Source organism: Apibacter sp. HY039, from assembly GCF_004023655.1.
Taxonomy (GTDB): domain Bacteria; phylum Bacteroidota; class Bacteroidia; order Flavobacteriales; family Weeksellaceae; genus Apibacter; species Apibacter raozihei.
Window position 1 is genome coordinate 1 of the sequence record NZ_SAYM01000005.1, and the last position, 11,716, is coordinate 11,716.

Here is an 11,716-nt window from a genome sequence, read left to right on the forward strand (position 1 = left end):
TACTCAATAAAAACCATTATAGTTATATCTATAACCAATTCTATACCTAGCTCTATCGCTCTGATGGTTTTTGAATGATTCAATTTTTTTTATATTCTCTCTTTAAGACTCAATATTACTGTTTTTATATTCACATCAAAATAGGATTTATTATATTTGTTTATAAAAAAATTATAATATAATGGAGCAGGTTATTAATTATCAATTAAATAATAAAAATAGATTTTTGAGTGAATTATTGGATTTATTACGAATTCCTTCTATAAGTGCGGATTCTGCTTATTCAAATGATATAATTCATTGTGCTTCTGAAATTTCAAATAATTTCAAAAGTTCAGGTTTGGAGAATGTTTGCGTCTATGAAACTAAAGGAAATCCTGTGGTATATGGAGATAAATTAATTAATAACGACTTGCCTACCGTTTTAGTTTATGGACATTATGATGTACAACCAGCAGATCCGTTAGATTTATGGGAAAGTTCTCCTTTCGATCCGGTTGTAAAAAAAACAGTTTTACATCCTGATGGAGCAATCTTTGCCAGAGGCTCTGCAGATGATAAAGGACAATTTTTTATGCACGTTAAAGCATTAGAATCTTTAATAAAATCAGATTCTTTACCCTGTAATGTCAAAGTTATCATTGAAGGTGAGGAAGAAGTAGGTTCTGTTCATTTGGAAAATTTCTTGAATACCCATAAAGAGCAATTATCCTGTGATGTTATACTTATATCTGATACACATATTTTTTCTAATGAAGTACCAACCGTAACAACAGGTTTAAGAGGACTGAGTTATGTAGAAGTAATGGTAGAAGGACCTAATAGAGATTTACATTCAGGTTTGTATGGAGGAGCTGTCCCAAATCCCATTATAGTTTTATCAAAAATGATAAGTTTATTAATTGATGATGATGGTAAAATTCAAATACCAGGATTTTATGATAAAGTTGAAAATTTATCTCAAAGTGATCGAGCAGAAATTAACAAAGTTCCATTTGATGATTTAACATTTATGAATTCTATAGGATTAAAGGGAATTGAAGGTGAAAAAGGATATAATTCTTTAGAAAGAACGTCTATAAGACCGTGTCTAGATGTTAACGGTATTTGGGGAGGCTATACTGGTGAAGGTGCTAAAACTGTGATTCCTTCCAAAGCCCATGCTAAGATATCTATGAGATTAGTTCCTCATCAAGACCCCGAAGAAATCACTAATTTATTTACAAAATATTTTAAATCTATAGCTCCTGAAAGTGTTAAAGTTTCTGTTATACCTCATCATGGAGGAAATGGTTACGTACTTCCTTCGACAGATCCCGGATATATTGCTGCTAAAAAAGCAATGGAAAAAACTTTTGGTAAAGAAGTATTACCTTACAGAACTGGAGGGAGTATACCCATTGTGTCATTATTTGAAGAAGTTTTAGGAGCCAAATCTGTTCTCATGGGATTCGGATTAGATTCAGATGCAATACATTCACCTAATGAACATTATGGTTTATTCAATTTTTATAAAGGTATTGAAACTATACCTTATTTCTATAAATATTATGTAGAAAATAAAAAATAAATTTTATGAGTAAAATATAATATTTATTAGTTTGACTTTATTTGTTAAATAGAATAGTGTATAACAGTATAATTAACAAATCGTTAAGTCAATTATATTAGATTTATACTTAATTTTGTAAAAGTGATTAAAGAAAAAGGTAAATTTTGTATGAGAGATGTAAAATTCAAACTGATACTAACCTTGCTAATTATAGCAAATTTTGTTTCAGGACAACCAAAACAAACTGTAAATTCAACGGATGTTAACTTAAATAAAGAAGTAAAAGAGTTCAGAGGGGTATGGGTAGCATCTTTTTTAAATATAGATTGGCCTACAAAAACAGGATTATCAGCAGAACAGCAAAAAAAAGAATTTTTAACCATTTTAGATAACGTACAAAAATGGAATATGAATGCTATAGTACTGCAGGTAAAACCAACTTCAGATGCTTTTTATAAATCCAAATTAAGCCCATGGTCAAGATATTTGTCAGGTAAGCAGGGAGTAGATCCGGGATATGATCCATTGGAATTTATTATTACTGAAGCTCATAAACGAAATATAGAGATTCATGCATGGTTTAACCCTTTCAGACTTTCGGCTAAAAATGCAGACTTAAATGTACTATCCATAGATAACATAGCGTTTAAACATCCGAATTGGGTGGTTAGATATGCTAATCAATTATATTTAAATCCTGGAATTCCTGAAGTGTCCACCCATGTAATAGAATGCATCATGGAAGTTGTTAAAAATTACAATATAGACGGTGTACATTTAGATGACTATTTTTATCCTTACAAAGTAGGTAACTTAGAATACCCAGATTATAAAGAATATGCTAAATATGGAATCACTTTCGCAAGTAAAGCAGACTGGAGAAGGAATAATATTAATACATTTGTCAAAAAACTATATAAAAGTATAAAATCAGAAAATAAAAATATTGAATTTGGAATAAGTCCTTTTGGAGTATGGAGAAACCAGACTAATGATCCCAGAGGTTCTGATACTAAAGCACTTCAAAATTATGATGATTTATATGCAGATGTTTTATATTGGATGCAAAACGGATGGATTGATTATATAGCTCCTCAGTTATATTGGCACAGAGGAAATACTTCAGCTGATTATTCTACATTAATAGAATGGTGGAATAATGTAGCTAAATTGACACATACAAAATTATATATTGGACTGGCTGCTTATAGGGTAAACGAATGGAAAAATCCAGATGAGCTTATTGAACAAGTAAAACTAAACAAAAATTATCCGGAAGTTAAAGGTAATATTTTTTTTAGTTATAAATCTTTGGTGACAAATCCGAAAGGTGTTTTAGACAATTTAATCAGTGGTCCATTTTCTAAATAACGCAACATAATATAAAAATAAAATAAGAGTGATAATAATTATTATCACTCTTATTTTATTTTTATATAATATATTTTTGTATTTTTATTGTTTAATAATGTAGTGTTTTTTTATAATGTTTGTTTTTTATGAATCATAAAGTCTATAAAATACAAAAAGGAGATACTTTACATAGTATCGCTGAAAAATTTCAGCTTTCTGCCGAAGCTCTTCGTACCTATCATAATTCACATTGCGAATTATCAGACTTACTGTCCGGGGAAGAAAAACTGCCAAGACATATAAAAATAGTATTATTACCTTTGGGACAATTAACCAAGGATGAGAAATCTAATATAAACAATAACCTTACTTTTGGGCTTAAGGAAGAATATAAGATTGAAATTAAAAACCTGTTTTTAGTTAAGAATGATCCGATGAGTGAGAACCAAACCGAAAGTATATGGGGAATTACAGAAAATAAAAATGCTCAGGTTGACATACAAGTTAAAGATAAAAAAATACATAAGTACGATACTCAGTTAAAAACGTTAATAGAGGTTATAAATAAAATTAACGAATCATCTGACCATTTACAGATAGTTTTGAATGAAGAGGGAACTATTCAGAGTGTACTCAATAAAAATGAAATACTGGAGAGATGGGAAGAGATTAAATTTCAGGATGTGAAATTTTCTGAATTGCAGGATGATTTTGTGAAAATTATAGTAGAACAATACAATAAAGCTTTTGAGAATGTATCAAAGCTTATAAAAGAAAATATGTTATATCAGGTAGTTTTTTGTCCTAAAAATAATCTGAGGTATCCTGTTCTTTATACACAACCTTTGAAAAAGAATATCGAAGTTAATTCACTTATATTCCCTCAAAAAAATATATGCTATGACTGGTTTTATACCAGCAAAGAGGAAAAAGAATACATACAGTTTAGCTTACAGGCAGATGTTCCGTCTACTCGTTTGCAACATTTTAAAGAATTATACGAAAAAGGTTATGCTGCTATGTTGCAGTCACCTTTTAATCCCGAATTTAAGATAGAAGGACAATATATGTTCCATAAGCAAACGGGAAAATTAAAGCAGGCCTATGTATATGCGAAAGAACAAATGAGTAAAGAGTTGCTTTATATTGTACAGTATAAAATAACCCGTATATCTTCAGATGAACCCGAAAATACCGAAACAAACACAAAAGATGAAACTATTCCACTCAATGAAGAAAAACCGAAAGCTTTTACCAGTCGTTTTTTGTTTGATTAGTATCATTATGCTGTTTATTTCCTGTTTAGACCCCATTCGGGATAAAAATCGTAAAAAATATACTCCAGAATTTTGTTTTGAAGAAGCCTATTTACCTATGGGCAGGGCTATATATAAAGGAGATACCCGTGAGGCAGAACGCCTGATACGGGAAAAAAAGATCGATATAAATGCCTTGAGCAGCAAAAGCGGTTTTCGTTTTTTGTACTATGCCTGCCTGATGGAAGATCTGCCTATGGTAAAAAAACTACTCCAACTAGGAGCCGATCCGAATAAAATATCTTTAGATATAACCAAAGGTAATCCGCCTATAAAAGAAACCAATATTTCTTTTGCAGTAGGGCGTGGAAATTTAAAATTAACCAAACTCTTGTTGGAAAACGGAGCCAATCCCAATACTCCGGTAGGCTTATTACCTTTAAATGTAGCTATGACACATGACAATATGCAGGACTATCTCAATCTGCTTTTTAAATACGGGGCCGATGCTAATTATTTGGAGTATGGAAGCTGTGAAAATGTGGCTCAAATAGCCTTAATTGGAAGGAAATTTAATTTGATAGATTATTTTTTGGATAAAGGATCTGATCCTAATTCTGTAGATAGGGCAGGGTGGAGTTTGGCTTATTCTGTGCAACATGAATTGGAAAATTATCGGGGAATAGAGCAAGGTAGAATAATACTGGAAAAAGTGAAAAATCGATTGCAGAACGAGTATGAGATTCAATTTCCGGTAGGAGTGCAGAGAAGAAAAGGAATGGAAAATGAGATTAAACGGTATGAACAACTTCCTCAGGAAATAAAAGAGCTTTCGGGAATGAAAAATAGTGAAAAATATTTTCAGAGGGTAAGAGATTCTTTATCAGCAGGAAAAACGCTTACCGGACAACCTTTAACAAACTAATTTTATGAGCCAGTTGTATGTACCCGACGGAGCGTTAACTACCTGTTTAAAAGGGAAACATTAATTGACTCATTGTTAAAAATTAAATATACAAATACTAAATTCTTACTTATGAGAACTATATCTATATTTATAAAAATAATCTTAATTATAACCGGAATGAATGTATTATTATCATGTTTAGACCCCATTCGGGATAAAAATCGTAAAAAATATACTCCAGAATTTTGTTTTGAAGAAGCCTGCTTACCTCTGGGCAGGGCTATATATAAAGGAGATACCCGTGAGGCAGAACGCCTGATACGGGAAAAAAAGATCGATATAAATGCCTTGAGCAGCAAAAGCGGTTTTCGTTTTTTGTACTATGCCTGCCTGATGGAAGATTTACCTATGGTAAAAAAACTACTCCAATTAGGGGCTGATCCAAATAAAATTTCTATAGATAAAACAGGTAAAAGAAAAGGGATAAGAGAAACCAATATTTCTTTTACTGTAGCCCGAGGGAATCTAAAATTAACTAAACTCTTGTTAGAAAACGGAGCCAATCCTAATACTCCGGTAGGTTCTTTACCTTTAAATGTAGCTATGACGCATGACAATATGCAGGACTATCTCAATCTGCTTTTTAAATATGGGGCGGATGCTAATTATCCGGAATATGGAGATGGAAAGAACAGTGCTCAGATAGCCCTTTTAGGCAGGCATTTTCAGTTAATTCATTATTTTTTGGATAAAGGAGCAGATCCTCTTTTATTAGATATGGATGGAAATAGTTTAGCATTTTCAATACAAGAGGAATTAGCGGAGTTTAGAGGGACGGAAAAGGCTAAAAAAGAATTGGAATCGGTTAGAGAACGTTTACAGAATGAATATAAGATTCAATTTCCAATAAAAGCAGATTATAGGAAAGGTGCCATGTTAGATATCAAAAGATATGAACAATTGCCAAGAGAAATAAAAGATTTATCGGGAATGGAAAGTGATGCTAAGTTTATTCAAAAAATAAAGGATTCATTGGCATTAGGTAAAACTTACTGGGGAATAGACATAGAGGAAGTAGATCAAATGACAAAAGTTAAATGATAGTATGAGCCAGTTGTATGTACCCGATGGAGCATTAACTACCTGTTTAGAAGGGAAATATTAATTGGCTCATTGTTAAAAATTAAATATACAAATACTAATTTCTTACTTATGAGAACTATATCTATATTTATAAAAATAATCTTAATTATAACCGGAATGAATGTATTATTATCATGTTTAGACCCCATTCGGGATAAAAATCGTAAAAAATATACTCCAGAATTTTGTTTTGAAGAAGCCTGCTTACCTCTGGGTAGGGCTATATATAAAGGAGATACCCGTGAGGCAGAACGCCTGATACAGGAAAAAAAGATCGATATAAATGCCCTAAGCAGTAAAAGCGGTTTCCGTTTTTTGTACTATGCCTGCCTGATGGAAGATTTACCTATGGTAAAAAAACTACTCCAATTAGGAGCCGATCCGAATAAAATATCTTTAGATATAACCAAAGGTAATCCGCCTATAAAAGAAACCAATATTTCTTTTGCTGTAGCTCGAGGAAACGTAAAATTAACTAAGCTATTGTTGGAAAACGGAGCCAATCCAAATACTCCGGTAGGCTTATTACCTTTAAATGTAGCTATGGGACATAATAATATGCAGGACTATCTCAATCTGCTTTTTAAATACGGGGCCGATGCTAATTATTTGGAGTACGGAAGCTGCGATAATGCCGCCCAGATAGCTTTATCCGGAAGACAATTTGCTCTGATTCATTATTTTTTGGATAAAGGATCAGATCCTCTTTCTGTAAATGCAAATGGAAATAGTTTAGCATTTTCAGTTCAAAAGAAGTTGGAGGATTTTAGAGGAACGGATAAGGCTAAAAAAGAATTGGAATCGGTTAAAGAACGTTTGCGGAATGAATACCATATCCAATTTCCGGTAGAAGCACAGAGAAGAAAAGGAATGGAAAATGAGATTAAACGGTATGAACAACTTCCTCAGGAAATAAAAGAGCTTTCGGGAATGAAAAATAGTGAAAAATATTTTCAGAGGGTGAGAGATTCTTTATCAGCGGGAAAAACGCTTACCGGACAACCTTTAACAAACTAATTTTATGAGCCAGTTGTATGTACCCGATGGGGCGTTAACTACCTGCTTAGAAGGGAAAGCAAATTCGGAGATAAAAGTAACCTCCCAGTCTTCCGTTTATATCAACAATAAGCTGAAAGCAACGGAAAACGATCGGTTTAAAGATAATTTTCATTGCCAGAAAATGGTAAGCGGCTCTGCTTCCGCAGGGGGAATGATAGGTGCTGCTATAGGATCGTTGGGTGGACCGGTAGGAGCTTTTGTAGGCTATTTTGCCGGTAAGTTTGTCGGCGGATTATTGGGAAACCGTCTGGCTACCCAAACCCTGCCCAGCCTTTGTTCTTCGTTGTGCAAGCCTTCCCGTTGGACGGTCGTACACCCTAAGGTTAAAATTTCCAGGCAGAAAGCCTTATTGGAAAAAGCCAACCTTCGTTGCCTGATGGGGGGAATTATTTATATAGTACTTCCTGATATGAATGTAGCCCTTACCCATGCCCGGCTGGCACAGGGAGCGTATACCAATGTAGATTTTGATAACCCGGAGAATAACCCGGAAATTGACGGTTTTAAACCGGTAAGTGCAGAACGAGCAGAAGAAATTCTTAAAGACGATTGGAGAAAATTATTAAATCAGGATCAGGATAATGGATTTTATGCTACGCTCTACGAAGATAAAAATGGGAATGTGGTAGTGGCTTACCGGGGAACCGACCCTGGGGCGGGAATTAATGATATTAAAGAAGACTATGTACAAGCAATGGGGCTAAGTTCTGAACAGTATGATGCTTCGGTAAAATTAGCTGAAAAAGTACAGGAAGCTAAAAATGCAGGAGATATAAAAGGCGATGTGAGTATTACCGGGCATTCCTTAGGAGGAGGGCTGGCAACTATTGCCGGTGCTACTACCGGTTACCCTACCTATACCTACAATGCCGCTGCCGTGCATGAAAAAACCTATGAAAGAAACGGGATAGATGCCAATAATACCAAGCATATACAAGCCTATGTAGGAACCAAAGATCCCTTAAACGGATTACAGGATAACCGGGAAGCGGTATTATCCGGCGGAGTATTGGCAGCACCTGCTCTTCCGGTACTGGGAGGAATTGCCGGTTCTGCGGCGGGTACTGTGGTCGGTGGCTCGGCAGGAGCTATTGTTGGATCTACTACTCTAAATCCGGTTACTATGGGAAGTACTACTGTTAGGGGAGCACTTATAGGCAACCAGGCAGGAGGTATGTTAGGAACGGCCGGAGGAGGGGTATTGGGCGGAGTATTAGCCTTGTCGGGGATATGGGGGAATTTTACCGGAGGCTTGCCCCGGCAACAAGGAATGCAGCGCATAGTAGTTCCGCAGGACTGTTCCTGGCTGGACGGGCATATGATAGGAGATCTGATTACGGCAATGGAACAAATGCAGAAGCGTATGGGAGCAGGGAATCCTGTAAAAGCAAACATGGAAATTACTCCTTCTACCTTGAGCCGTTCCGAAATTCTGAAAGACTGGTGGAACGGATACGATTATGAAGGTTCCGGCTGGGGGCATGGTCCTCGTCAGTTATTAGCAGAATGGCTAGGAGTAGACAACAAAGTGAATAATCTCTTTGATGCCGGAATGCTTTCAATGCTACAGTTCGGAGAAGGACAGATATCCGGGCAGGCTTTGGAAAAAGTGAAAAATGATCCGGCTATGGTAGCCAGGGAACAGGAATTAGTAAATCTGATAAAAAATGATCCACGATATGGTAATGAGGCTTTTTCTATAAAAGATGTTGACTTGGTATGTTTCGGAGGACAACGGGCTCCGGGGGATATGTGGGATCAGGCCAAAGGATTTTGGAAAGAAGAATACCGGGATACCTGGAAAGTTGCCGGAAATGAATTAACCTGGATGGTTCGTAATACTAATGTAACTTCAGCGGCTCAGGTAGCGGCTGATGGTACGATTACTATGAACCATAGCTTTTCCGATATATTCGATTTACGTCCGGGAGGAAGGAGCGATGCTTATGATACCATAACCGGAATTACCGGAACTGCATATCATGATGTGCTAGGAGGAAATGATCTGTTGCACCTTAATGCCGAATGGACATCAATAATTAAACCCTGAATAAGATGAATATAAAAATAAAAATAATAACTTTAATATTAGTAATAAGTTTTATTTCATGCACTCAGCATGAAAAAGTAATCCCAAATAAAATACCAATGAATAAAGATTCCTTTTATACAGAAAATTCAGGATACGATTATATTCGTTTTCCTTTACTTAAGCCTTACGAAGTTAGATCTAATGATAAGGGAAAAGAATGGTTTATTTTAGGAATTCCTGAAAAAAGAGTACAAGATACTAATGAAGTTTATGGAATAAAGAAAATTAACATTATTAACAATGTAATTATTTGTTACTGTGAAGGAATGAAAAAAATAGGAAGAAAAGAACGCCCTGTGGCTATAATAAAGGGTAAAGAATATTCAGAAGCCTGGTTTATTTTGATTCCTGAATTAAAAACAGATAAAGGTTTTACCACAGAACAAGAATTTAGGGCTTATTTACAAACACAAGGAATACACAAGGAGCAAATAGAATGGAAGACACCAAAAGAATTATATGAACAATTTTCAAAGATTCATTGCCTGCCTTGGATTCCCAATTGTAATTGATAATAAGGTTTTTGTTGATTGTATAAAAAAATTGCTACAAACCAGAAAATATATTTGAATTGTAAACAAAGTTTACTTTAGGTAAAATGATATTGGGTAAGATTTGTATTATAGTAAGTTGTACTACTATTACTTATTGTAGAATTAATGGGGGCATTTTAATACTGAAAGAGCCAGATATAACTAAACCCTGAATAAGATGAATATAAAAAAGATAATAATAACAATAATAATTACAGTTAATTTCATTTCATGTACCCAGCATGAAAGTAAAAAACTAAATAAAACCCAAATGAATAAAGATCCCTTTTATACAGAAAATTCAGGATACGATTACATCCGTTTTCCTTTACTTAAGCCTTATGAAACCATATCATTAAATAAAGGGGAAGAATGGGCTATAAAGTCAGATTTTAAACCGAAAACTCCAGCTGAAATTGTAAAAGCATATGGAATACAGAAAATAAATATTCTATTAAGGAAAATAATTATTTGTTATTGTGAGAAATATCCAATTATAGGTGGAGAAGAATTCCCTAAAGCTTGGTTTATATTTATACCAGAACAAAAAATAAATAAGGGTTTTATCACAGAACAAGAGTTTTGGGCTTATTTACAAACACAAGGAATACAAAAGGAGCAAATAAATTGGAAGACACCGAAGGAATTATATGAACAATTTTCAAAGACTCATTGCCTGCCTTGGATTCCTGATTAATAAACTTATAATATGTAATATGAAAATTATAAGGATACGAATAATTAATGTCCTTATTTTATTAAAATAAATTTAAATAATACTAATGACAAATATTAAATCACAATCATGGTGCTGGATTGAAAAAGGAGAACCTGAGAAATTAATTTTAAAGGATCAGACAGTACGGCAACTTGAAGAACAAGAAGTCTTAATTGAAAATAGTTATATTGGTCTTAATCCTGTGGACTGGAAACTTATCAGTTCTGGGGGAGCCAACTGGAAAAAGAATCATATTCCTGGAGTAGATGGAGCAGGGATCGTAATAAAGACAGGAAATAAAATGAAGCATATTCAACTCGGTACTCGAGTTTGCTATCATGCAGATTTAAATAAAAACGGAAGTTTCTCAACCCATACTATTACTAATGGGAAAAATATAATTTATATACCTGAAAAAGTTAGTGATTCCACGGCAGCAGCTTTTCCTTGCCCATGTTTAACTGCATGGCAGTCATTTAAAAAAGTTCCGGATGTTGTAAATAAAAAGGTTTTGGTAAGTGGAGCAGGAGGATCAGTAGGATATTTTTTAACCCAGTTGCTGATTGATGCCGGAGCACAAGTTTACGTAACTTCAAGTAAAAAACATCATCAGAAATTTTTAAAAATGGGAGTTCTCAATGCAGTTGATTATAACTTAACTGATTGGAAAAATGTTTTACTTCAATCAATAAATCATAATTCTTTTGATATAATTTTCGACACAGTCAGTGGCATTCATGCAACAGGATTAATGAATATGATTAGTTATTATGGACATATGGTAGCTATTCAGGATAGGGTGAAAGAAAATACTTTACCAGCTTTTACCACATGTATTTCTTTACATGAAATTGCCTTAGGCGCATTTCATACCTATGCTTCAGATGCTCAAATTGCAGATCTAATGATACAGGGTGAAAAGTTATTAAATGATATAGGAAATTCAAAATTTAATCTTAGAGATTTAAATATTAGTGATTTTGAACAGCTACCCAGGCATTTAGCCGAATTAAAAAATAATAATTCAGAAATTAAATATGTCATTAAAGTTTAAGATATAAATCATGAATCTTAAAATCGCAGCTAAATTCAAATTTTAAAAA

The 11,716-nt window shown here is 33.9% G+C and carries 10 protein-coding genes; all 10 read left to right on the top strand.

From position 1 onward, the window contains the following. Positions 1-181: 181 nt before the first annotated feature. The 10 genes from EQ921_RS10615 to EQ921_RS10660 all read left to right on the top strand — a co-directional run bounded on the left by EQ921_RS10615 (position 182) and on the right by EQ921_RS10660 (position 11,667). The gene (locus EQ921_RS10615; RefSeq protein WP_128331635.1) at positions 182-1,570 is read left to right on the top strand and encodes a dipeptidase; all 1,389 of its coding nucleotides are present in this window, start codon (positions 182-184) and stop codon (positions 1,568-1,570) included. A 150-nt stretch (positions 1,571-1,720) separates the two neighbouring features. Then, on the top strand, positions 1,721-2,923 hold the full coding sequence (locus EQ921_RS10620; RefSeq protein ID WP_128331636.1) for a glycoside hydrolase family 10 protein: 1,203 nt from the start codon (positions 1,721-1,723) through the stop codon (positions 2,921-2,923). 128 nt (positions 2,924-3,051) lie between these two features. Further along, positions 3,052-4,182, top strand: a complete 1,131-nt coding sequence (locus EQ921_RS10625; protein ID WP_128331637.1) for a LysM domain-containing protein — start codon at positions 3,052-3,054, stop codon at positions 4,180-4,182. Further along, on the top strand, positions 4,136-5,086 hold the full coding sequence (locus tag EQ921_RS10630) for an ankyrin repeat domain-containing protein (RefSeq protein WP_164875626.1): 951 nt from the start codon (positions 4,136-4,138) through the stop codon (positions 5,084-5,086). Before EQ921_RS10625 ends, EQ921_RS10630 begins: the two co-directional genes overlap by 47 nt. A 111-nt stretch (positions 5,087-5,197) precedes the next feature. Next, positions 5,198-6,169 (top strand): ankyrin repeat domain-containing protein, encoded by a 972-nt coding sequence (locus EQ921_RS10635; protein ID WP_128331639.1) that lies wholly within the window; start codon positions 5,198-5,200, stop codon positions 6,167-6,169. 159 nt (positions 6,170-6,328) lie between these two features. After that, on the top strand, positions 6,329-7,228 hold the full coding sequence (locus EQ921_RS10640; protein ID WP_164875627.1) for an ankyrin repeat domain-containing protein: 900 nt from the start codon (positions 6,329-6,331) through the stop codon (positions 7,226-7,228). 4 nt (positions 7,229-7,232) lie between these two features. Beyond that, positions 7,233-9,320 (top strand): PAAR-like protein, encoded by a 2,088-nt coding sequence (locus EQ921_RS10645; protein ID WP_128331641.1) that lies wholly within the window; start codon positions 7,233-7,235, stop codon positions 9,318-9,320. A gap of 98 nt (positions 9,321-9,418) precedes the next feature. Continuing rightward, the gene (locus EQ921_RS10650) at positions 9,419-9,874 is read left to right on the top strand and encodes a hypothetical protein (protein ID WP_128331642.1); all 456 of its coding nucleotides are present in this window, start codon (positions 9,419-9,421) and stop codon (positions 9,872-9,874) included. Positions 9,875-10,166: 292 nt separating this feature from the next. Next, complete coding sequence (locus tag EQ921_RS10655; protein ID WP_128331643.1) at positions 10,167-10,592, top strand: hypothetical protein; 426 nt, start codon at positions 10,167-10,169, stop codon at positions 10,590-10,592. Positions 10,593-10,677: 85 nt separating this feature from the next. Next, a complete protein-coding gene (locus EQ921_RS10660) occupies positions 10,678-11,667 on the top strand; it encodes a zinc-binding dehydrogenase (RefSeq protein ID WP_128331644.1) in 990 nt (329 codons plus the stop codon). Positions 11,668-11,716 lie beyond the last annotated feature (49 nt).

Excerpts from the sequence above, each read along its gene's own strand:
- EQ921_RS10625 (WP_128331637.1), top strand. The coding sequence starts at position 3,052 with ATGAATCATAAAGTCTATAAAATACAAAAAGGAGATACTTTACATAGT.
- EQ921_RS10640 (WP_164875627.1), top strand. The coding sequence starts at position 6,329 with ATGAATGTATTATTATCATGTTTAGACCCCATTCGGGATAAAAATCGT.
- EQ921_RS10630 (WP_164875626.1), top strand. The coding sequence starts at position 4,136 with ATGAAGAAAAACCGAAAGCTTTTACCAGTCGTTTTTTGTTTGATTAGT.
- EQ921_RS10615 (WP_128331635.1), top strand. The coding sequence starts at position 182 with ATGGAGCAGGTTATTAATTATCAATTAAATAATAAAAATAGATTTTTG.
- EQ921_RS10645 (WP_128331641.1), top strand. The coding sequence starts at position 7,233 with ATGAGCCAGTTGTATGTACCCGATGGGGCGTTAACTACCTGCTTAGAA.
- EQ921_RS10635 (WP_128331639.1), top strand. The coding sequence starts at position 5,198 with ATGAGAACTATATCTATATTTATAAAAATAATCTTAATTATAACCGGA.
- EQ921_RS10620 (WP_128331636.1), top strand. The coding sequence starts at position 1,721 with ATGAGAGATGTAAAATTCAAACTGATACTAACCTTGCTAATTATAGCA.
- EQ921_RS10655 (WP_128331643.1), top strand. The coding sequence starts at position 10,167 with ATGAATAAAGATCCCTTTTATACAGAAAATTCAGGATACGATTACATC.
- EQ921_RS10650 (WP_128331642.1), top strand. The coding sequence starts at position 9,419 with ATGAATAAAGATTCCTTTTATACAGAAAATTCAGGATACGATTATATT.
- EQ921_RS10660 (WP_128331644.1), top strand. The coding sequence starts at position 10,678 with ATGACAAATATTAAATCACAATCATGGTGCTGGATTGAAAAAGGAGAA.